19 protein-coding genes are annotated in these 22366 nt (G+C 65.1%); 6 read left to right on the forward strand and 13 right to left on the reverse strand.

Annotated elements, in window-relative coordinates; genetic code table 11:
• Window positions 1-33: 33 nt before the first annotated feature.
• Window positions 34-1647, forward strand: a complete 1614-nt coding sequence (locus JQ616_RS31230; RefSeq protein WP_212021405.1) for a glycosyltransferase family 39 protein — start codon at window positions 34-36, stop codon at window positions 1645-1647.
• Window positions 1648-1831: 184 nt separating this feature from the next.
• On the opposite strand, the gene JQ616_RS31235 is transcribed toward JQ616_RS31230, so the two are convergent.
• From JQ616_RS31235 to JQ616_RS31255, 5 genes are all read right to left on the reverse strand, one after another.
• A complete protein-coding gene (locus JQ616_RS31235) occupies window positions 1832-2158 on the reverse strand; it encodes an HPr family phosphocarrier protein (RefSeq protein ID WP_212021406.1) in 327 nt (108 codons plus the stop codon).
• On the reverse strand, window positions 2155-2556 hold the full coding sequence (locus tag JQ616_RS31240; protein WP_021076632.1) for a PTS sugar transporter subunit IIA: 402 nt from the start codon (window positions 2554-2556) through the stop codon (window positions 2155-2157). Before JQ616_RS31240 ends, JQ616_RS31235 begins: the two co-directional genes overlap by 4 nt.
• A gap of 214 nt (window positions 2557-2770) precedes the next feature.
• Window positions 2771-3211 carry an HPr kinase/phosphorylase gene (locus JQ616_RS31245; RefSeq protein ID WP_212021407.1) on the reverse strand — a complete coding sequence of 147 codons (441 nt, stop codon included), beginning with the start codon at window positions 3209-3211 and terminating at the stop codon, window positions 2771-2773.
• Window positions 3208-5016, reverse strand: a complete 1809-nt coding sequence (locus JQ616_RS31250) for a stimulus-sensing domain-containing protein (RefSeq protein ID WP_212021408.1) — start codon at window positions 5014-5016, stop codon at window positions 3208-3210. Before JQ616_RS31250 ends, JQ616_RS31245 begins: the two co-directional genes overlap by 4 nt.
• 110 nt (window positions 5017-5126) lie before the next feature.
• Window positions 5127-5828 carry a response regulator transcription factor gene (locus JQ616_RS31255; protein WP_024578921.1) on the reverse strand — a complete coding sequence of 234 codons (702 nt, stop codon included), beginning with the start codon at window positions 5826-5828 and terminating at the stop codon, window positions 5127-5129.
• Window positions 5829-6069: 241 nt separating this feature from the next.
• On the opposite strand from JQ616_RS31255, the gene JQ616_RS31260 reads away from it, so the two are divergent.
• On the forward strand, window positions 6070-6804 hold the full coding sequence (locus JQ616_RS31260; RefSeq protein ID WP_212021409.1) for a HugZ family protein: 735 nt from the start codon (window positions 6070-6072) through the stop codon (window positions 6802-6804).
• Between the two features lie 865 nt (window positions 6805-7669).
• Entirely contained in the window at window positions 7670-9286 is a 1617-nt protein-coding gene (locus tag JQ616_RS31265) for a phosphoenolpyruvate carboxykinase (protein WP_212021411.1), read from the forward strand.
• 221 nt (window positions 9287-9507) lie between these two features.
• Here the strand turns inward: JQ616_RS31265 and rocF are convergent, their stop codons facing one another.
• From rocF to JQ616_RS31280, 3 genes are all read right to left on the reverse strand, one after another.
• Complete coding sequence (gene rocF / locus JQ616_RS31270) at window positions 9508-10485, reverse strand: arginase (protein WP_212021413.1); 978 nt, start codon at window positions 10483-10485, stop codon at window positions 9508-9510.
• A gap of 262 nt (window positions 10486-10747) precedes the next feature.
• A complete protein-coding gene (locus JQ616_RS31275; protein WP_212021415.1) occupies window positions 10748-11566 on the reverse strand; it encodes an acyl-CoA thioesterase in 819 nt (272 codons plus the stop codon).
• A gap of 183 nt (window positions 11567-11749) precedes the next feature.
• Window positions 11750-14266: a glycogen/starch/alpha-glucan phosphorylase gene (locus JQ616_RS31280; RefSeq protein WP_433996018.1), complete on the reverse strand. Its 2517-nt coding sequence runs from the start codon at window positions 14264-14266 to the stop codon at window positions 11750-11752.
• Here JQ616_RS31280 and JQ616_RS31285 point away from each other — a divergent pair.
• A complete protein-coding gene (locus tag JQ616_RS31285; RefSeq protein ID WP_212021419.1) occupies window positions 14249-14650 on the forward strand; it encodes a hypothetical protein in 402 nt (133 codons plus the stop codon). The genes JQ616_RS31280 and JQ616_RS31285 overlap by 18 nt on opposite strands.
• Before the next feature lie 196 nt (window positions 14651-14846).
• Here JQ616_RS31285 and JQ616_RS31290 read toward each other — a convergent pair whose 3' ends face one another.
• On the reverse strand, window positions 14847-15152 hold the full coding sequence (locus JQ616_RS31290; protein ID WP_212021421.1) for a GIY-YIG nuclease family protein: 306 nt from the start codon (window positions 15150-15152) through the stop codon (window positions 14847-14849).
• Between the two features lie 196 nt (window positions 15153-15348).
• On the opposite strand from JQ616_RS31290, the gene JQ616_RS31295 reads away from it, so the two are divergent.
• Window positions 15349-15780 carry a hypothetical protein gene (locus tag JQ616_RS31295; RefSeq protein WP_212021423.1) on the forward strand — a complete coding sequence of 144 codons (432 nt, stop codon included), beginning with the start codon at window positions 15349-15351 and terminating at the stop codon, window positions 15778-15780.
• A gap of 22 nt (window positions 15781-15802) precedes the next feature.
• Here JQ616_RS31295 and JQ616_RS31300 read toward each other — a convergent pair whose 3' ends face one another.
• Window positions 15803-16600 carry a DUF2865 domain-containing protein gene (locus tag JQ616_RS31300; RefSeq protein WP_212021425.1) on the reverse strand — a complete coding sequence of 266 codons (798 nt, stop codon included), beginning with the start codon at window positions 16598-16600 and terminating at the stop codon, window positions 15803-15805.
• Window positions 16601-16921: 321 nt separating this feature from the next.
• A complete protein-coding gene (gene pyrE, locus JQ616_RS31305) occupies window positions 16922-17485 on the reverse strand; it encodes an orotate phosphoribosyltransferase (RefSeq protein ID WP_212021427.1) in 564 nt (187 codons plus the stop codon).
• A gap of 202 nt (window positions 17486-17687) precedes the next feature.
• On the opposite strand from pyrE, the gene JQ616_RS31310 reads away from it, so the two are divergent.
• Window positions 17688-18314: a glutathione S-transferase family protein gene (locus tag JQ616_RS31310; protein WP_212021429.1), complete on the forward strand. Its 627-nt coding sequence runs from the start codon at window positions 17688-17690 to the stop codon at window positions 18312-18314.
• 165 nt (window positions 18315-18479) lie between these two features.
• Here JQ616_RS31310 and JQ616_RS31315 read toward each other — a convergent pair whose 3' ends face one another.
• Window positions 18480-19115 (reverse strand): LysE family translocator, encoded by a 636-nt coding sequence (locus tag JQ616_RS31315; RefSeq protein ID WP_212021431.1) that lies wholly within the window; start codon window positions 19113-19115, stop codon window positions 18480-18482.
• Between the two features lie 147 nt (window positions 19116-19262).
• Window positions 19263-22313: a DNA polymerase I gene (gene polA, locus JQ616_RS31320; protein WP_212021433.1), complete on the reverse strand. Its 3051-nt coding sequence runs from the start codon at window positions 22311-22313 to the stop codon at window positions 19263-19265.
• Window positions 22314-22366 lie beyond the last annotated feature (53 nt).

Genomic DNA, 22366 nt, shown 5'->3' on the forward strand with positions numbered 1-22366 from the left:
GACTTTTTCCGGGGCATGCTTCAGGCACAGGCCATGTCGACCGTTTCCACGCTTCCCGCCGCAAGGCGCTCCACCCGCAGACTGACGATCCGCCGGATCGCCGCCTGGATCGCCTCGCGCGCCATCGATCCCAAGACCAGCCTGTGGTTCGTGATCGGCTTCGCATTGGTTCACGCGGTGCTGTGGACGCTGATCCTGGTCAAGCTCAAGGCCGCGCAGGACGTCCATATGGACGTCGCGGAGGCCTATGCCTGGGGCCAGCGCTTCCTGCTCGGCTATGGCAAGCATCCGCCGCTGTCGGGCTGGATCGCAGGCGTCTGGTTCAGGATCTTCCCCGTCACCAACTGGTCGACCTATGCGCTCGCGATGGCGACCGTTAGCTTCGCGCTGGTGGTGTGCTGGCTGATCGCGCTGCGCGTGGTCGATCGCCGCCGCGCGTTCTTCATGGTGGTGATGCTCGCGCTCTACCCGATCTTCAATTTCAAGGGCTTCAAATACAACGCCGACCTTGCGCAGCTGGTGCCGCTGCCGCTGTTGGTGCTGGCCTATCTGAACGCGTTCGAGAAGCGCAGCTTCAAATCGGGGCTGTGGCTCGGCTTCGCCGGCATGCTGGCGCTGATGACCAAATATTGGGTGGTGACGATGATCGGCGCCATCGGGCTCGCCGCGCTGATCCATCCGCAGCGCAGCCAGTTCCTGCGCTCGCCGGCGCCATGGGTTGCGATCGGCACCATGATCGTGGCGATGATTCCGCATCTGGTCTGGCTGGAGGAGGTGAACTTCGTTCCGTTCACCTATGCCGGCGACGTCTACGCGCTGTCGAGCCGCGCGCTCAACGTGCAGCTCGTGATCGGCTATGTCGTGCACAATCTCGGGCTGCTCGCGATTCCGACCGCGCTCGGCCTCGTCGCGCTGCTGCTGGGGTCGGTGCCATGGCGGCCGTCGGACGTGCTGGCGCGGATCTGGTCGCGCGGACCCAATCCCGCTGTGAACCTCCCGCAGGCGCTGAACGTCTGGATCATCCAGGCGATCGTCGCGATCGGGCCGCCGCTCGGTGCGCTGGCGTTCACCGTCTATATCAAGACCGATTGGGGCATCCCGCTGTTCTTCCTGGTGCCGCTTGCGCTGGTTGCGATTCCCTCGCTGCGCTTCCCGCGCATGGCGCTGTTCTCGGTCATTGCGGTCTGGTTCGTGGCCACGATCGTCACGCTGATCGCAGCACCCAGCATCGCGACGCAGGAGATCGCGTCCAACCATGTCGGCGGCTCAACCTACGCCGCGCGCTCCGAGCTGGCGCGCGAGCTGACCGAGACCTGGCAGGCGAAATTCCATTCGCGCTGGGCGGTGGTGGTCGCACGCTCCGACATCGGCGAGCCGATGACGTTCTACAGCCCGGATCATCCGGCCTCGCTGGTGCCGGGTGAGGCGTGGACCTCGGGGCTGACGTCGCTCGACGAGGCCAAGCGTCTCGGCTTCATCGGCGTCTGCGACACCACCGATCCGGTGTTCCTGCAGCCCTGCGAGGCGTGGATGGCCGAGCATGCCAAGAATGCCGAGCCGCTGGTGATGACCACCATGCGCTTCTTCAACGGCCATCCCGGCCCGTCGACGGCGTGGAAGGTCTATCTGGTGCCGCCTGCGAAGTAGTTTCCTCTTACCTCGCCCCGCTTGCGGGGAGAGGTCGGATTGCATCGCTAGATGCGATCCGGGTGAGGGGGTACAGGTGTAACCGCATTCACCGCGCGTGGAAGCAGCCCCTCACCCCAGCCCTCTCCCCGCAAGAGCGGGGCGAGGGAGCGCGCCGCTTCTGCGGCTCGCGAGAGTGATGGCCCTACGTGCCTTCCTCGTTGAACTTGCTCGCGACAAGCTCGGCGATGGCATCCAGCGCCTCTTGCGCTTGCTCGCCCTTCGCGGAGACCACGACCGTGGTGCCGGGCCCGGCGGCCAGCATCATCAGGCCCATGATCGAGGTGCCGCCGACCGTCTCGCCGCCGCGCGTCACCCAGATTTCGGCGTTGAAGCGCTCGACCAGCTGGACGAATTTCGCCGAGGCTCGCGCATGCAGGCCGCGCTTGTTGACGATCAGCAGTTCGCGCGAGATGGCGCCCGCTGGCACGCCCGGGCCGACATGGTTTGCGCCCGGGGCCTCGTCGCTCATTTGCCTGCGAGAACGCGGCTGGCGATGGTGACGTATTTGCGGCCGGCTTCCTGCGCCATCGCGATCGCGTCTGGCAGCGAACGCTCCTCGCGAACCTTGGCAAGCTTGACCAGCATGGGAAGATTGATGCCCGCGAGCACTTCCACCTTCGGGCGGCTCATGCAGGAGATCGCGAGGTTCGACGGCGTGCCGCCGAACATGTCGGTGAGGATCGCAACGCCATCGCCGCTATCGACGCGGTTCACCGCCTCGATGATGTCGCTTCGACAGAGGTCGGAATCGTCCTCGGCCCCGATCGTAATCGCTTCAATTTGTTTCTGCGGACCCATGACGTGTTCGAGCGCCGCTCTGAACTCGTCGGCAAGGCGCCCATGGGTCACCAGCACTAGACCAATCATCGGAAACTCCTCGCGGGCGCCCTTTGGTGCACCGCACGAACGCGCCACTTTGACCATCCAGAGCCCCCGCGCAAGGGGGCATCTTGGCTAGTCTCCCGGTTCCTGGCGGTAGAGAGGGGAGGCTGCGCCGGCAAAATCCGGCGCGATTGTGGATGTGATATGGTTACCAATTCCCTTCCCACAATTGGCCGCAAGATTACGGGACCATGAACTTTCAGGTTGTCGTCAGCGCAGCGACAACCAGCGGCAGGGGTAGGAAGCCGACCGGGACAGGAATCCGTGGCAGTATAATACCATTAAGGCGGGTCGTGAGCGCTTCGGGCGCCGGCAGCCGCTCGGCATCGTCGGCGGCCAGGTCGACGATCAGGCCGACCACGGCCTCGCCTGCGAACGGACAATGGCGGATTCCGAGGCCTCGGACCTCGAGCAGACCGGCCAATTGCTGGGCCGGGCGAACCCACAATTGTTCGCCGGCTGTGTCGAGATGGACACGGTCATCCCCCACCAAAACGGCCGGCGGGAGTGCCCCGGTGCGCCCGGCGAGAATCAGATCGAAGGCGAGGCGCGACTTGCCCGCGCCCGACGGGCCGCGGATCAGCACCGCACGCTCGCCGACCAAAACGGCGGAGGCGTGCACGCTTGAATTGTCGCTCATAGTGTCGGCAGCCTGACCACGAAACGTGCGCCGGCCACGGTGGGATTGCCATCTTCGTCCGCGGGGCCCGGACGGTTCTCGGCCCAGATGCGCCCGCCATGCGCTTCGATGATCTGCTTGGAGATCGAAAGCCCGAGGCCGGAGTTCTGGCCAAAGCCCTGGTGCGGCCGGTCGGTGTAGAAGCGCTCGAAGATCCGCTCCAGCGCGTCCTCGCCGATGCCGGGGCCGTCATCGTCGACCACGATCTCGACCTCGCCGCGGGTGCGGCGGCAGAGGATGCGCACCTTGTCGCCCGGCTTGGAGAATGATTGCGCGTTCGACAGCAGGTTCGAGATCACCTGGCCGAGCCGGGAATCATGACCGGGCACCGAGAGCGTGTCGGTCGGTCCGCGGCCCTCGAAGCGGGCCTCGACGGCGACGTCGTGGCCGAGCCTGGTCTCGTTGGCGACGCCGGTCAGCGTGGTCAGCAGCCGCCGGAGGTCGACCGGCGCCATGTCCTGCCGCTGCAATTCGGCATCGAGCCGGCTGGCATCTGATATGTCGGAGATCAGGCGGTCGAGCCGCCTGACGTCATGCTCGATCACGGCGAGCAGCCGCGCGCGGCTGTTCTCGTTGCGCGCCAGCGGCAGCGTCTCGACCGCAGATCGTAGCGAGGTCAGCGGGTTCTTCAGCTCGTGGGCGACATCGGCGGCGAACATCTCGATCGCCTCGATGCGGCTGTAGAGCGCGTTGGTCATGTCGCGCAGCGCACCGGAGAGATGGCCGATCTCGTCGCGGCGCCCGGTGAAGTCGGGAATCTCGACGCGGGTCTGGATGCGATGACGGACCCGCTCGGCGCTTTCCGCGAGCCGCCGCACCGGGCCTGCGATCGTGCTCGCAAGGAGCAGCGACAGCATGATCATGACGGCGGAGGCCACCCCGCCGATCTTCAGGATGGCGAGCCGTTCGGACATCACGAGCTGATCGATGTCGTCGCCCTGCGTGGTCAGCATCAATGCGCCGCGCACGGCGCGGAAGTGCTGCACCGGGACGGCAACCGACACGATGATCGCGCCGCGATCGGTGACGCGCACGGCGCTGCTGTTCATGCCCTCGAGCGATTGCGCGACTTCGGAATAGCCCTTGCCGCCTTCGGGGCCGAGCTCGCGATAGATCGGCAGGTCGCCGCGGTTGAGCCAGGTCTTGATGGTGGCCTTGGTCTTCTCATAGAGCGACGGCTTTTCCGACGGCGGCGGCAGCTCCATGCGCAGCACGTCGCCGCGCGCGAACAGGTTGCGGCTGTCGAGGATTAGGCCGCCATCGCGGTCGAAGATGCGAGCCCTCGTCTTGGTCGGCGCGATCAGGCGGCGCAGGATCGGCGCGACCCGCTCGGGATTGATCGGGAAATCAGCCGATTCATCCGGCTGGCCAAAACTCTCGCCCGGCTTGAGGTCGAGCAGCCGGTCGGGATCGATGGTGACGGTGTTGCCTTCGACGGTCGCGGATGCCGCGATCGCCTCCGAGATGATCTCGGCATAGACCATCATGCTCTGCGTGCGCGCCTCGATCAGGCCGGCGCGGAATTGCGAGAGATAGAGGATGCTTGCGACGAGGGCGACGAGGCCGGCGAGGTTGAGCGAGACGATGCGGCGCGTCAGGCTCGAGAACGAGAGCGCAAAGAAGAACTGACCGGCGCGGCGCAGCCAGCCGAGCGGCCGACGCCAGCCCTTGTCCTGCGCCAGATCGTCGGCCACGGCCTCTTGATCGAGGAGCTGTGAGGCGTCCTCGGCATTCTGGCCTTGCTCGAGCTGCGTTCGATCAAGCACTGGCAAAGCTGCCGGTTGGTATGGATGTCGTCCCGCGAAGCAGATGTTTGCCCGAGCTTACCCCAGCCGTGCGGAGCCTGTCAGTTAACAAGCCGCCCGGGAAGTGCAGATCAGGCTTCCTTGAAGCGATAGCCGACGCCGTAAAGCGTCTCGATCATTTCGAAGTCGTCGTCGACCACCTTGAACTTCTTGCGCAGCCGCTTGATGTGGCTGTCGATGGTGCGGTCGTCGACATAGACCTGGTCGTCATAGGCCGCGTCCATCAGCGCGTTGCGGCTCTTCACCACGCCGGGGCGGGTGGCGAGTGCCTGCAGGATCAGGAATTCGGTCACGGTCAGCGTCACCGGCTCGTTCTTCCAGGTGCAGGTGTGGCGCTCCGGATCCATCCGCAGCAGGCCGCGGTCAAGCGCGCGGGCGTCCGGCTCCTTCGGCGCGGCGGCCGGATCCTTCGGCTGGCCGCGGCGGAGCACGGCCTTGACGCGTTCGACCAGCAGGCGCTGCGAGAACGGCTTGCGGATGAAATCGTCCGCGCCCATTTTCAGGCCGAACAATTCGTCGATCTCTTCATCCTTCGAGGTGAGGAAGATCACCGGCAAATCGGACTTCTGGCGCAGCCGGCGCAGCGTTTCCATGCCGTCCATGCGCGGCATCTTGATATCGAGGATCGCAAGATCGGGCGGCGACGTGCGAAAGCCATCCAGCGCCGACGCACCGTCCGTGTAGGTCATGATGCGGTAGCCTTCGGCTTCGAGCGCGATCGAGACCGAAGTGAGAATGTTGCGGTCGTCGTCGACCAAGGCGATTGTGGGCATGAGCTGCTTTCACAATGAGAGTGGCTTAAACGGCGGGCACTCAGGCAACGCGCCGTGGAAATGGGCTTCGAACGCGGTCAACGAGCAATGCAAGCTGGGCTGAAGTGTGACCGAGTTCCGCAAAAAATACGCTTCTGCGACCCATGCGATGGACCCCATATACCACCCTGAGACCATGAAAACAGGCCCTTTTTTCATGCGGAACCGGCCCGTTTTGCCCTCAAAATGACCCGATAGACCCATGCAACCGACCGTCGACTTCGATCCTGCCCACCTTGCCCGCTCGCTGCTGCGCCGCAGCCGGCAGGGTGCGCTCGCCACGTTGATGGCGGGCTCCGGCGATCCCTATTGCTCGCTGGTCAATCTGGCGAGCCATCCGGACGGCTCGCCGATCCTGCTGATTTCCCGGCTGGCGCTGCACACCAGGAATATCCTGGCCGACAGCCGGGTGTCGCTGATGCTGGACGAGCGCGCCGAGGGCGATCCGCTGGAGGGTGCCCGGATCATGCTGGCGGGACGGGCAGAGGAGGTCGCAGACGCCGGGCGCGAGCTTGTCCAACGGCGCTATCTCGCCGCCCAGCCATCGGCAGAAGCCTTTGTAGAATTTAAGGATTTCTCGTTTTTCGTGATCCGGCCGGGTGGCGCCCATCTGGTCGCCGGATTCGGCCGCATCGTCGACCTCAAGCCCGCGCAAGTTCTGACCGATCTCGCTGGGGCCGAGGCGCTGCTGGAGGCCGAGCCGGGCGCGGTGGCGCATATGAATGAGGACCACCGCGAGGCCATGAACCTCTACGCCACGCGGCTGCTTGGCGTTGACAGTGCTGAGTGGCTTTGCACCGGCTGCGATCCCGACGGCATGGACATGCAGGCCGGCCGCGCCACGCTGCGGCTCGATTTCCCCGAGCGGGTGGCCAACGGCACCGAGCTGCGCAAGATGCTGGTGCGGCTCGCCGGCGAGGCGCGCGCCAAGTCCTAGACGCCAGGGCTTAGACACCAGGGCTTAGACGCCAAGGCTTGGACGCCAAGGCATAGACCAGGGGATACTAACGGCGCGGTGCCCGACGAGGCATGGTGTCGCATGGCTGCGGCTGCGTGCGCATTTGCTGATGGTGTCATCCGATCACGCGTCGATCGGCGTAGGGGGCGTTTGATAGCGCGATCATTTCGCGTTGGCGCCTCGATGATGCGCAGGCACGATGCACTGATTGCGTTACCATCGATCATGATGGTTCAGCGATCGCGTCGACTACGAACGAGAAAGTCGTTGCGGAACATTCGACGCTGCCGTGCATTGAAAGCACCCAGCTTCGACGATGGCATGTCGAGCCCGATCGAACCTGCTGGTCTGCAGCTCAACGTCGACAATGGTGCTAGCCGCGTGCAACGCGATCGTGGACGATATGCCGGGCGCTTTGCAGTGCTGCATCAACTCGCGGCAGCCTCCCTCAACGACACATCCTCAGCGCGAAATGCATACCCGGCATTCTCGGTGCCTTTTGCTCGGCACGGTGCGGGGCACACCTCGATCGCTGGCACCCTTTGTGCATCGCAATGGCTTGTTCGCAACGGGAAAGGCGGCGAAACGTCGCCTGAGCGCAGTGAAACGAACGAGAAAACGAAAGCAAAGCGAAAGCGTTTCGCGCTGCGGTATTCGCGCCCAATGATGTGCCCGTCTTGGAATAAACCAAAAGCCGTTCGACTGGCTTGGCAAGCCCGGCGATCCCCACTATTAGGTCGCCGGACCGGAGCCGAGAGGCTATATTCTGATAACGGTCACCGCGGCGGGGCGCGACTAGCGACATTCGCGCGAACAAGGATACGCGGGTTCGAGGAGGTTCTTCGTGCAAGAGACGGGCGTGCATAACGGTGCCTTCGGCGCCGACAAATTCGGCTTAAAAAATCTCAAGGGCGTGCACTGGAACTATGGTGCGCCGCAGCTCTATGAGCATTCGTTGCGCAATGGCGAAGCGGTGCTCTCGGCCGATGGCGCGCTTTGCGCTGACACCGGTGAGTTCACCGGCCGCAGCCCGAAGGACAAGTTCACGGTTCGCGACGGCCTGACCGACAAGAGCATGTGGTGGGCCGGCAACCAGTCGATCACCTCGGAGCAGTTCGCGACGCTGCATGCCGACTTCCTCAAGCATGCCGAAGGCATGACGCTGTTCGCGCAGGATCTCTATGGCGGCGCCGATCCGACGCATCGCATCAAGACGCGCGTCTTCACCGAGCTCGCCTGGCACTCGCTGTTCATCCGCACGCTGCTCATTCGCCCGGAGACCTCGGAGCTCGCGGGCTTCGTGCCCGAGCTCACGATCATCGATCTGCCGAGCTTCCGCGCCGATCCCAAACGTCACGGCTGCAAGTCGGAGAACGTCGTTGCGATCGATTTCGCCCGCAAGATCGTCCTGATCGGCGGGTCTTATTATGCCGGCGAAATGAAGAAGAGCGTGTTCACTACGCTGAACTTCTATCTGCCCGAGAAGGGCGTGATGCCGATGCATTGCTCGGCCAACGTCGGTCCCGACGGCGACACCGCGATCTTCTTCGGCCTGTCCGGCACCGGCAAGACCACGCTCTCCGCCGATCCCAAGCGCACGCTGATCGGCGATGACGAGCATGGCTGGAGCGAGGACGGCGTCTTCAACTTCGAAGGCGGCTGCTACGCCAAGTGCATCAAGCTGTCGGGCGAAGCCGAACCGGAAATCTATGCCGCCAGCAAGCGCTTCGGCGCGGTGCTGGAGAACGTCGTGCTCGGCGCCAATGACCGTGTGCCCGATTTCGACGACGGCTCGAAGACCGAGAACACCCGCTCGGCCTATCCGCTCGATTTCATTCCGAACGCCTCGCGCACCGGCCGCGCGCCGCATCCGAAGAACGTGGTGATGCTCGCCGCCGACGCCTTCGGCGTGATGCCGCCGATCGCCAAGCTGACGCCGGCGCAGGCGATGTATCACTTCCTGTCCGGCTACACCGCGAAGGTCGCCGGCACCGAGCGTGGTCTCGGCAACGAGCCACAGCCGGAATTCTCGACCTGCTTCGGTTCGCCGTTCCTGCCGCGCGATCCGTCGGTCTATGGCAATCTGCTCCGCGAGCTGATCGCCAAGCACAATGTCGATTGCTGGCTGGTCAACACCGGCTGGACCGGCGGCAAGTACGGCACCGGTCGCCGCATGCCGATCAAGGTGACGCGCGCGCTGCTCACCGCGGCGCTGAACGGCTCGCTCCGCAACGCCGACTTCCGCACCGACAAGTATTTCGGCTTCGCGGTGCCGACTTCGCTGCCGGGCGTCGAGCCGCACATCCTCGATCCGATCAAGACCTGGGCCGACAAGGCCGAGTTCGACAAGACCGCGCGTGCGCTCGTCGGCATGTTCCAGAAGAACTTCGCCAAGTTCGAAGCGCAGGTCGACGCCGAAGTCCGCGCCGCCGCGCCGGAAGTGAAGCTCGCGGCGGAGTAAGCCGCGCCAACGTATGCGATTTGAAAAGGCGGCCCTCGTGGCCGCCTTTTTTGTTTCGATGTCTCTATCGCCGCGCGGCGATATCTCTCCCCGTCATCCTGAGGTGCGAGCACTTGCGAGCCTCGAAGGATGAGCGGCCCGGCCCGTGGCCGTCGACCCTTCGAGGGCCGCTGAAGAAGCGGCCACCTCAGGGTGACGGGACTGGCGTGGTCCGCGTGTCGCTACTCCCCCATCTCCGGCAGCACCGCGTTGCTCGGCGTCTGCCGGTCCGTGATCTGCAAACCGAACAGGCTGCCGATCAACTCCACCGCGACGCGCGCGGTGCGGCCGCGCTCGTCGAGGAACGGATTGAGCTCGACGATATCGAGCGAGCGCACCAGCCCGGAATCGTGCAGCAGCTCCATGATGAGATGGGCTTCCCGATAGGTCGCGCCGCCGGGCACCGTGGTGCCGACGCCGGGCGCGATATCCGGATCGAGGAAGTCGACGTCGAACGAGACATGCAGCACGCCGTTCTTCGCTCTCACCCGGTCGATGACGCGGCGGGTCAGTACGGCGACGCCGAACTCGTCGATCTGGCGCATGTCGGCGATCGAGACGTTGCGTTGCCGCAGCAGCTTGCGCTCCAGCGGGTCGACCGAGCGCGTGCCGATCAGGTCGAGCTGATCGGGCGGGATCGAGGCGCGCGGCAGCCCGCCGAGCAGATCGTCGAGGCCCGGCTCGCCGCAGAGGAAGGCCGCCGACATGCCGTGCATGTTGCCGGTGATGGTGGTGGTCGGCGTGTTGTAGTCGGCATGCGCGTCGACCCACAGCGCAAACAACGGCCGGCCTTTTTCCTTCCAGTAGCGCGCGACGCCGTTGATCGAGCCCATCGACAGCGAGTGATCGCCGCCCATGAAGATCGGGATCGCGCCGGAATGCGCCAGCCAGTAGGCGCGCTCGGACAGCGCGCGGGTCCAGGTCTTCACCTCGTCGTAGAATCTGGTGTTGGCCGGCACCGGGCCGTCGGCGACGACCTGCGGGATCGCAAGGTTGCCGTGGTCGTCAACGTGGAAGTCGAGCTGCTCGAGCAGGCGGGCGATTCCCGCGGTGCGTAGCGCATCCGGTCCCATCAGCGGGCCGGCCTGCGAGGCGCCGATCTCGATGGGAACGCCGAGCAGCGCGATGCGCGCGGGCTTTGAAGTGTCGGCTTCGGACATGCAGCAATGCTCCCAAAGGTGTGGAACAGAAGCGACGCGCCAATGTTCCCTCAACCCCTGAAATAGGCAATGCGGTCGGTGCAGAGCAATGTGGATATTTGGCTACGCCTTGACGCGAGGCCTCGTAGGTCTCGTAGGGTGGGCAAAGCCAACGGGTCGCGCGAACGCGCGCCCGATGACAGGCTCCGCGTGCCCACCATTCCCAGCCGTGCTCTTGACGGTGGGCACGCTTTCGCTTTGCCCACCCTACGCCGCGAAACGCCTACGCCTTGAAATAGGCGATCTGCGTCGTGGTGGCGAGCAGGCGGCCGGACGGCGACCACAATTCGCCGTGCTGGTCGCCGTAGCTCTTGTGGAAGTTCTTGGCGTCGGCGGTCGCCAACACGCGGGTGGTATCCTCGGTGTCGAGATCGGCCGCGTCGGCATGGAAATAGGTCGTCAGCGACACCGTGCCGAATGGCACCAGTTCACCCCGCGCGTGGAAGACGCGGCCGAAGAACGCATCCGACATCGACATCAGCGACAGCGCATCGAGCTTGCGCGGCACGCGATCGGCGATCCAGAGCTTCGAATAGGGGCTCGAGGGCTGCTTCGCCGTGCCGTCGCCGAATGTCGGCTCGCCCTCGACGAAGCGGAAGTCGTACTGGTTGGCCCAGGTCATCTTGAGCTTCGGAAAGGAGCGGAGCTGCTCGAACGGCGCGGCGCCGGGAAACTCCGCCGGCTGGTGCGACCACGAGGGCCGGCGTTCGGCGAACACGGCGGTTGCCAAGGTCGCGACCTCGCCACCGCCTTGCGTCATCTCGACCGACCAGTGCTGGCTCGAGCGGTTGGCCTTGACCAGGCGGACATCGAGATCGAACACACCCTCTGCGACCGGCGCGCAGTAATTGACCGTCAGCGCCAGCGGATCGCCCGCGCGCTGCGGGTGCTGCATCAGCGCGCGCAGGATGGTCGCGGCGGTGCAGCCGCCGAACGGGCCGACGAAGGCCCAGTAGTCCGGGCTGGTCCGTCCCTGCCAGCGGCTGTCGCCGGCGGTCACGGCGGTGGCTTCGTCAAAGAGGTGCGGCGTCTTGGTGAGCATGTTCTTCGGTTCCGTCATTGCGAGCGAAGCGAAGCAATCCAAAGCCGCAAAGCAAGTCTGGATTGCTTCGTCGCTCTGCTCCTCGCAATGACGCTCTTATCTGGACAAGCAATATCCCGGCAAAGCGGCGGAATTCAATGACGTCGGACGTCATCGATTTCCGCGCCCCGGGAATTACCTCCGTCAGCCCTTCGCCTCGCGCTGGGTGCCCAACAGCGGCGGCGCGGTCGGATGCACCGGCACGTGCCAGATGTCCTCGGCATATTCGCGGATGGTGCGGTCGGAGGAGAACCACGCCATCCGCGCCACGTTGAGGATCGAGGCGCGGGTCCAGGCCGGGACCACCTGCCAGCGTGCGTCGATGCCGCGCTGTGCCTCGTAATAGGAATCGAAATCGGTCGAGACCATGTAGTGATCGAGATAGCGCAGCGCGTGCCCGATCGAGGCGAAGCGCGCGGCATCGCCGGGCGAGAATTCGCCGCTCTCGACGGCGCGGATCGCGCGCTCGAGCCGCGGCGACTTGCGGATCACGTCGCTGGCGTCGAGCCCCTGCTTGCGGCGGACCATGACGTCGCCAGCCTCGAGGCCGAAGATCGCGATGTTCTCGGGTCCGACCGCGTCGCGGATCTCGATATTGGCGCCGTCGAGCGTGCCGATGGTCAGCGCACCGTTCAGCGCCAGCTTCATGTTGCCGGTGCCGGAAGCCTCCATGCCGGCGGTCGAAATCTGCTCGGAGAGATCGGCGGCCGGGATGATCACCTCGGCGAGGCTGACATTGTAGTCAGCGAGGAAGGCGACCTTCAGCCTGCCGCCGAGCGAGGCGTCATTGTTGACGACCTCGGCGACGTCGTTGATCAGCTTGATGATCAGCTTGGCGTAGCGGTAGCTCGCCGCCGCCTTGCCCGCGAAAATCTTCACGCGTGGCACCCAGTTCGCACCCGGATCGTCCTTCATCGCGTGATACAGCGCGATCGTCTCCAGGATGTTGAGCAGCTGCCGCTTGTATTCGTGGATGCGCTTGATCTGCACGTCGAACAGCGCCGACGGATCGACCTTGATGTTGTTGCGCTCGCCGATCAGCCGCGCCAGCGCCAGCTTGTTGTGATGCTTGACGTCGCGGAAGCGCTTCTGGAATTCCAGGTCGCTGGAATGGGTCTCCAGCCGTTCGAGCAGCGAGAAATCGTCGAGCACGGCCTCGCCGCAGGTCTCGCGCAGCAGCGCGGTCAGTCGCGGGTTGGCCAGCATCAGCCAGCGGCGGAAGGTGATGCCGTTGGTCTTGTTGGTGATGCGCTGGGGATAGAGATGATGGAGGTCGTGGAACACGGTCTCCTTCATCAAATCGGAGTGCATCGCGGAGACGCCGTTGATGCGGTGCGAGCCGACGAAGGCGAGCTGGCCCATCCGCACGCGGCGGCCGCTGCGCTCGTCGATCAGTGACACCGAGGCGCGATATTCGATGTCGCCGGGGAAGCGCTCCTCGGCGAGCGCGAGATGCGCGACATTGATGCGGTAGATGATCTCGAGGTGCCGCGGCAGCAGCCGCTCGAACAGCTCGACCGGCCAGGTCTCGAGCGCTTCCGGCAGCAGCGTGTGGTTGGTGTAGGACAACGTCGCGACCGTGATCTTCCAGGCCTCGTCCCAGCGGAAATTGTGCAGGTCGACCAGGATGCGCATCAGCTCGGTGACCGCAAGGCTCGGATGGGTGTCGTTGAGCTGAACGGCCGCCTTCTGCGCGAGGTTGCGCAGGCCGCCGTCGGAGGCGAGATGGCGGTTGATGAGATCCTGCAACGAGGCCGAGACGAAGAAATATTCCTGGCGCAGCCGCAGCTCGCGGCCCGCCGCGCTCTCGTCGTTCGGATAGAGGAATTTGCAGATCGCCTCCGCGCGCGCCTGCTCGGCGCTGGCCGAGACGTAGTCGCCTGAGTTGAAGACGTCGAGCTTGAGTGGGTCGGGCGCATGCGCCGACCACAGCCGCAGCGCGTTGACGTGCTGGCCGCGCCAGCCGACGATCGGCGTGTCATAGGCCATCGCCTCGACGGTTTCCGCCGGATGCCAGGTGGCGCGGTCACGGCCGCGATCGTCGACATGCTCGACATGGCCGCCGAAATGGACGTTGTAGACCACCTCGGGCCGCTGGAATTCCCAGGGGTTGCCGAAGGCCAGCCACTCGTCGGGATATTCCTGCTGCCAGCCCTGGTTCATGATCTGGCGGAACAGGCCGAAATCGTAGCGGATGCCGTAGCCGGTCGCGGGGATCGCCAGCGTCGCCATGCTCTCCATGAAGCACGCCGCGAGCCGCCCGAGGCCGCCATTGCCGAGCGCCGCATCCGGCTCGCATTTGCGCAGGTCGGAGAGATCGACGCCGAGGTCGCCGAGCGCCGCCTCGAACAGCGGCAGCAGCCCCATATTGTTCAGCGCATCAGTGAACAGGCGGCCGATCAGGAACTCCAGCGAGAGATAATAGACGCGCTTGGCGCCGGCGTCGTAGGTCTGCTTCTCGGCGGTCAGCCAGTGGTGCACGATGCGGTCGCGCAGCGCCAGCGCCGCCGCCTTGTACCAGTCGCGCCGCGTGGCAACGGTGGCGTCCTTGCCGATCGCAAGCCGCAGCTTGGCCAGGATCGCGCCCTTGATCTCGGTCAGCGCCAGCTCATCGACCGGCTGATTCAGGGCCGGATAGTTTGTTTGTTCCTGCAACGCCAATCCCCGCCGTTCAAACTCACCGCAATGATACGCGCGTTGCGCTGCAACCGAAACCGTCGAGAGCCGTTACGCACCGTACCTGCCGCGATTTTATGCAAGGACCGGGCCGATTTCAGGCATTCGGGCCTGCCGCTTGCCGCGCCATCATCGGCTGCGAACGCCGAGATTTTGCGGCAGTTTTGCCGGAACGAACGCGATGAGACCGTTGATCGAGATCGCGGCCGCAGCGTTGCGCGCGGTGTGCATCACGGCGACGAGCGGAGCCTGCGCCGCGGCAAGTTCAACGCGGCGACAGACTGCTGTCGGCCGCGAATTGGACGCCGCGCAACGCAGCTTCATGCGCTGTTTGGGAACACCGTGGTGATACGGATTTGCAAGGTTTAACAAGTCCTTTACAACCACACCTGTCGCTCGTGGGGCGGGCACATTTTTTAGCTCCGACGCATTTCATTCCGAAGCAATTTTCAACGGGCCGCTGACTTAAGTCAGCGGCCCGAATTGCGTTTAGGGGGAGCGTGCGCGCGTGGCGAGGCGGCGCTCGCTCGCGCCACATCGTCGTCCTGGCGTAAGCCAGGACCCATTACCCCAACTGCCAGATGAGGTCGGACCGGTCGTTCCAATCCGGATTGTCCGCTTCGATCAGCTTGATCTTCCAATCGCGCTTCCAGAACTTCAGCTGTTTCTCGCGGGCGATCGCTTCCTGCGGCGTGGCGAATTCCTCGACGTGAACGAGCCGGAAGACTTGGTATTTGTACACAAACCTGGAGCCTCGGCCCGAACGATGTAGTTCGAGCCGCAGGCGAACATCGTTCGTCACGCCGACGTAGATCGTGCCGTGGTGCTGGCTCGCGAGAATATAGACGTAGTAGCTGCCGGCGGTGCTCATGCGTGGCCAAAGCTCGCGATATGTCGGCCTGTCGGGGTAATGGGTCCTGGCTTTCGCCGGGACGACGTCCATGGATGAGGACTTGTAAACCAGCTAGAACGAATTAAGAACACTTTAGCAAGTCTTTGATATATCATTATGATTCGGCGCTGCGCCGATACAATATCTAGGGTCTCCCAGCCTCTGCGAGGACTACATGTCCACCATCGCCTTCGATCAGTTCGCTCTCACCCGCATCGCGGATTTCGCCCGCTCGCTGTCGCGGCTGCACCAGGCCTCGCGGCGCCAGCCGATCGACGACGACCAGCTCGATCGCGAGTTCAATGCGGTCTGCATGTCGATCTGGGGCTACACCACGGATGATTTCAGCGACGAGCTGTTCTCGCTCGAAGATCACGCCTGGCTCGACTCGCTCGACGAAGCGCATGCGCGGATCTTCGCCGGCGAGCAGGGCTACGATCTCGTCGATGATCAGGGCATGCTGACCGACTGGTGGGGCTATTGCTGGATGATCCTCGCCGAGAAGCGCGGCATCCTCAATCCGGAGAACCGCGCCGCCGCGCGGGCTGCGATCGAGGAGAAATACCTCGCCGCGCCGAACGTGATCGGCGTGATCGTGGCGCGCTGACCGGCGCGCCCGCTCAAAGCGGTCAGTTCGCCTCGGCCCGCTTGGCGGGCTTTGCGGCATTGCTCTTCGGCACAACGGAGGCCGGTGCAGACGGCGCGACATCGCTTCTGGTTTCCGCCAGCGGCGCGTCGCTTGCGAGCTCGGCGCTGACCGGCGCAACCTTCATTTCGCCGAGCCGCGCGCGGACCGCCGCGGTCAATCCGGGATAGGAGGCGACCGGCGTGAAGTCGAACGACTGCTCGTTGCCGACCCGGACGCCGGTATAGGCGACCAGGCCGTCGGTGGTCGCGATCACGTCGCCGGCCTTCAGCGAGGCGTCGAGCGCGAGGTCGACCGGCGCGAGGCCTGCCGGGTCGCGGCCGTTGCAGGTGCAGTCGGCGCGCAGCGCCTTGCGGTACGCGAAGGCGTTCTCGCTGTCGGCGTAGCGCTCGCCGGTGCTCGAGGCGGAGCTGTCGATATGGCCGCCGTAATAGACCTTGGTGGCGCTCGCCGGACAGAATGCCTGGCAGAGCTGCGCCGGCGTGGCATTGCCGCGCATCGTCAGCGGAAAGTACTTGCCGTCGCAGGTGCGCACGCAATAGGCCGGTCCGGAACCGGCGACGCGCGGCGCCGAGGAGGGGGCGGATGTCTGGCGTTCCGGCTGCTGGTTGAGGCCGAACGGATCGGCGAAGAAATTGGCCTGCGGCGGGGCCTGCCGGCCCTGCTGCTTCTGGGCGCTGCCGAAGAAGAAATCGAACAGCCCTTCGGCCGAGACGGGAGCGGGCACGACCAGGATGGAACCCGCAAAGGCCGCGGCGGCCAGCACCACGCGGCGCCGCATGCGCCGATCACTCAACTCTGTACGCAACGCCAACTCCACCCGACGCGCCGCGGCGACACGGTGCCTCGGCGGATCCACCATAGGATGGGATGGTAAACGAGCGATTGATTGACCGTGACGGCGTCACAAGAAACGGGCGCGGCCGCGCGGACTTCTCTTCACCTCGCCCCGCTTGCGGGGAGAGGTCGGATCGCATGGAGCGCAGCGAAATGCGATCCGGGTGAGGGGGTACAGGTCGCACCGCACTCACGGCTCGTGGAAGCAGCCCCTCACCCCGACCCTCTCCCCGTAAGAACGGGGCGAGGGAGAAGAGAGAGACCGTCAGTCCTTCAAGAACTCGCCGGCCTTGTACAGCGCGCGGAACGGCAAGCCGGCTTCGGCGAACGTCTCGGTGGCGCCTTCCTCGCGGTCGACCATGGTGAAGACCAGCGCGATCTCGCCGCCGGCCTCGCGCACGGCTTCCGCAGCCTTCAGCGCCGAGCCGCCCGTCGTGGTGACGTCCTCGACGATCACGATGCGCTTGCCCGCCAGCGTCTCGCCCTTGGCGAGCCCTTCGACCGAGAGTCGCGCGCCGTGCTCCTTCGGCTTCTTGCGCACGAAGAACGCCGCGATCGGGTGGCCCTTCAGCCAGGACAGCTGCGCGATGGCACCGGCGAGCGGCACCGCGCCCATTTCGAGCCCGCCGACGAGATCGAGCTTGTCGTCCTTCAGCGCCTCATAGGTCAGCTCGGCGAGCAGTGCTGCGCCCTCGGGATCGAGCATCGTCGGCTTCAGGTTGAAATAGAAATCGCTCTTGCGGCCCGACGCCAAGGTGATCTCGCCGCGGCCGAACGAACGCTTGCGGATGATCTCGGCGAGGCGGGCGCGGGAGGCTGATTTGGACAAGGCGTTTTCCCTCTGGGGGTTCTTTGGGGGCTTCGAGGCGGCCGGCAATCTATCGGCGGTTTCCGGCACATTCCAGCGGGTAAATCCCGCCGTCAACAGTGGGCGTGCCGCCATTTCAGCGCAGCGGTGTGCGGAAAGCGCGGTTGTGCGGCTCCCGGCTTCCCCCTAAAGCAAGCGCCAAACATTTGCACGGGAAGCGGAAATGACCATCGAGCTGCACACCTGGAACACGCCCAATGGCCGCAAGATCTCGGTGGCGCTGGAGGAAATGGGGCTGCCCTACAAGGTGATCCCGGTGAATATCGGCAAGGGCGAGCAGATGGCGCCCGGCTTCCTCGCGATCAGCCCGAACAACAAGATCCCGGCGATCGTCGATCCCGATGGCCCCGGCGGCAAGCCGGTCAGCATCTTCGAGTCCGGCGCGATCCTGCTCTATCTCGGCGAGAAGACCGGCAAGTTCCTGCCGCAGCCGCTGGCGGAACGGATCCCGGTCTATGAGTGGCTGATGTGGCAGATGGGCGGTTTCGGCCCGATGCCGGGCCAGGTGCACCATTTCATCGCGCTGGAGAACGAGCAGGACCGCGCCTACGGCCTGAAGCGCTACATGGCCGAGACGCGGCGGCTCTACGGCGTGCTGGACCGCCGGCTCGATGGCCGCGATTTCGTCGCCGGCGATCTCTCGGTGGCCGATTTCGCCATCCTCGGCTGGGCCTGGCGCCACCCGCGCCACAAGGTCGATCTCGCCGACTTCCCCAACGTCAAACGCTGGTACGAGACGCTGATGGCCCGCCACGCGACGAAGCGCGGTATGGAAGCGAAGCTGGATTGAAGATTCAGTCCGCACCTTCTTCCCTTCTCCCCTTGTGGGAGAAGGTGGCGCGCAGCGCCGGATGAGGGGGTGTCTCCGCAGACGCGCTCGTGGAGAGAGACCCCTCACCCGGCTTCGATGCTTTGCATCGAAGCCACCCTCTCCCACAAGGGGAGAGGGTACTCACTAGGCCTTCCTCGCCTCGAGCGCCATCTTCATCGCAAGTCCTGCTAGCACCGTGCCCATCAGCCAGCGCTGTACCAAGAGCCAGGTCGGGCGGGTGCCGAGAAACACGGCGATCGAGCCGGCGGCGAGCGCGATCATCGCGTTGACGCTGACGCTGATCACGATCTGGATCGAGCCGAGCGCGAGCGACTGCGTCAGCACGCTGCCGCCGGTGGGATCGATGAACTGCGGCAGCAGCGCGAGATAGAGCATCGCGATCTTCGGGTTCAGCAGGTTGGTGAGAAAGCCCATCGCGAACAACTTGCGCGGGCCGTCGACCTTCAGCGCCTTGACCTGGAACGGTGAGCGGCCGCCCGGCTTCAACGCCTGCCACGCCAGCCACAGCAGATAGCCGGCACCGGCGAAGCGCAGCGCGTCATAGGCGTAGGGGATCGCGAACAGCAGCGCGGTGATGCCGAACGCCGCGCACAGCATGTAGAACACGAAGCCGAGCGCGACGCCGCCGAGCGAGACGATGCCGGCCGCCGGCCCCTGCGTGATCGAACGCGAGATCAGGTACATCATGTTCGGTCCCGGCGTCAGCACCATGCCGAGGCAGACGAGCGCAAAGCCGAGCAAAGCGGATGTGTGGGGCATGACGGATCTCGCGAGGGGATGCACGCAGTTCTAGCGTGTGATCCAAGGCGCGGCCATGCTGGAATTGCTCTCGGAGCAATGTCGATTGTCGATGTCGCGGCGGTGGAAGGGCTCCCTCCCCCGCAAGCGGGAGAGGCGAAGGGACAATCAATGCGCCTCGTCCCAATTGTTGGCGGCGCGGGCGTCGACCTGGAGCGGCAGCGACAGGATCACCGCCGGGAACGGCGCGTCCTGCATCACCTTCTGCACCACTGGCAGCGTCGCCGCGACTTCGCCGTCGGGCACCTCGAAGATCAGTTCGTCATGCACCTGCAGCAGCATCTGCGCGGTGAGCTTTTTCTCGGCGAGCGCGTCCTCGACCCGGATCATGGCGCGGCGGATGATGTCGGCGGCGGTGCCCTGCAAGCGCGCATTGATCGCAGCGCGTTCGTTGAACGCGCGCACCGAGGCGTTGGAGGCCTTGATGTCGGGGTAGTACATTTTTCGGCCGAACAGCGTGGTGACGTAGCCGTTCCTTCGGCAAGAATCCTTGGTCTCGTCCATGTAGGCGCGGATGCCGGGGAAGCGCTCGAAGTATTTCTTGATGTAGGCCGAGGCTTCCTCGCGCGCGATGCCGAGCTGGTTGGCGAGGCCGAACGCCGAGATGCCGTAGATGATGCCGAAATTGATCGCCTTGGCGCGGCGCCGTACCTCGCTCGGCATGTCCTTGATCGGCACGCCGAACATTTCCGACGCGGTCATCGCGTGAATGTCGAGCCCGTCGCGGAATGCCTGGCGCAGCACCGGCACGTCGGCGATCTCCGCGAGCAGCCGCAATTCGATCTGCGAGTAATCCGCCGACACCAGCTTGTGGCCGGGCGTCGCGATGAAGGCGCGGCGGATCTTGCGGCCGTCCTCGGTGCGAACCGGGATGTTCTGCAAATTCGGCTCGTTCGACGACAGCCGGCCCGTCGTGGTCGCGGCCAGCGCGTAGGTGGTGTGGACGCGATGGGTCTGCGGATTGACGTAGGTCGGCAGCGCATCGGTGTAGGTCGATTTCAGCTTCGAGACCTGGCGCCATTCCAAAATCTTCTTCGGGAAGTCGTGGCCCTGCTCGGCGAGATCGTCGAGCACCTGCGCGGTGGTCGACCATGCGCCGGTCTTGGTCTTGGTGCCGCCGGGCAATCCCATCTTGCCGAAAATGATGTCGCCGATCTGCTTTGGGCTGCCGACATTGACCGGCTCGCCGGCGATCTCCTGGATCTCGGCCTCGACGCGCGCCGCGGTCTGGGCGAAATCGCCCGACAGCCGCGACAACACCTGGCGGTCGATCGAGATGCCGCGGCGCTCCATCCGCGCCAGCACCGAGACCAGCGGCCGCTCCAGCGTCTCGTAGACCGTCGTCATCCGCTCGGCGACGAGACGCGGCTTCAGCACCCGCCACAGCCGCAGGATCACGTCGGCGCTTTCGGCGGCATATTCGGTCGCCTTGTCGATCGTGACCTGATCGAAGGTCAGCTTGCCCTTGCCGCTGCCGACGAGGCCGCCGTAATTGACGACGGCATGGCCGAACCAGCGCTCGGCGAGCGACTCGATCGCATGCGAGCCGCGGCCGGCATCGAGCGCGTAGGACATCAACTGCGCATCATCGATGTTGCGCAGCGTGACGCCGTGCTGCGCCAAGGTCACCGAGGTAAATTTGACGTTGAAGCCGACCTTCTGGATGCCGGCGGACTCCAGCAGCGGCTTCAGCGTCTTCAGTGCATCGGCGGTCTTGATCTGGCCGGGCGCGAGGCCGGCATCGAACAGGCCGGCACCGCCGCCGGGCTCGCGGTGGCCGAGCGGGATGTAGGCGGCGTCGTTCGGCGCCACGGCGAGCGCCAGTCCCGCCAGCTCGGCCTGCATCGGGTCGATCGATTCCGACATCGCTTCGATCGCGAGATAGCCGGTGTCGTGCGCGCGTGCGAGCAGGGCGTTGAGCTGTTCGAGACTGCCGATCGCCTGGTAGGCCTTGCGATCGAAGCCGGTCTTGCGGACGGCTTCGCCGCGGGCCTCGGCCAGTGCGGCCGGAGTGCCCCTGCGGTTGGAATTCTTGTCGTCGCGCGCGCCGGTCGGCTTGGCCTTCGCAGCCGGTGCTGCGGACGATGCGGTTGCATCTCCCGGTGCCGGCGTCACAACGGACGGCGGCAGCGGCGAGAACACGCTGGCGCCGCTCTTGTTGCCGGGATCGGCGTCGACATTGGCGGGATCGATCTGCGCATAGTCGGCGACGCGGCGGGTGAGGGTGGTGAACTCCATCGCCTTGAGGAAGGCGACCAGCTTGCGCGCATCGGGCTCATGCACGGCGAGGTCGTCGAGCGGCACTTCGAGATCGACCTTGTCGTCGAGCAGCACGAGCTGGCGCGAGATCCGCGCCTTCTCGGCATTCTCGAGCAGCGCCTCGCGCCGCTTCGGCTGCTTGATCTCGGTGGCGCGGAACAACAGCTGGTCGAGATCGCCATATTCGATGATCAGCTGGGCTGCGGTCTTGATGCCGATGCCGGGCACGCCGGGCACGTTGTCGGTGGAATCGCCGGCCAGCGCCTGCACCTCGACCACCTTCTCCGGCGGCACGCCGAATTTCTCGATCACCTCGTCGCGGCCGATGCGGCGATCCTTCATGGTGTCGAACATCACGACCTTGTCGTTGACGAGCTGCATCAGGTCCTTGTCGGACGACACGATCGTCGTGGTCGCGCCGCGCTCGGTCGCCTGCCGCGCATAGGTCGCGATCAGATCATCCGCCTCGAAACCGGCCTGCTCGAGGCTCGGCAGATCGAAGGCGCGCACCGCCTCGCGGATCAGCGCGAATTGCGGGATCAGATCGTCGGGCGCCGGCGGCCGGTGCGCCTTGTAATCCGGATAGAGCTTGTTGCGGAAGGTGATCTCCGACTTGTCGAACACGATCGCCAGATGCGTCGGCCGGTTATCGTCCGGCATGTCGCGCAACAGCTTCCACAGCATGTTGCAGAAGCCGAGCACGGCATTGACCTGCAGCCCGTCGGACTTGCGGTTCAGCGGCGGCAGCGCGTGATAGGCGCGGAAGATGTAGCCCGAGCCGTCGACCAGGAAGATATGGTCGCCCTTCGCCGCCGCCTTGGCGGCAACGGGTTTGGGTTCGGTCTTCGGAGCGGGCTTTTCAGCTGGCTTGGCGGGGTCTTTGGAGGCTGTTTTCGGCATGGCCGAAACTTAGGGATTTTTGCGCGGATTGACAGCCTTTGGTGTGTGGATTC

The organism is Bradyrhizobium tropiciagri, from assembly GCF_018130545.1.
GTDB classification, from domain to species: domain Bacteria; phylum Pseudomonadota; class Alphaproteobacteria; order Rhizobiales; family Xanthobacteraceae; genus Bradyrhizobium; species Bradyrhizobium tropiciagri_A.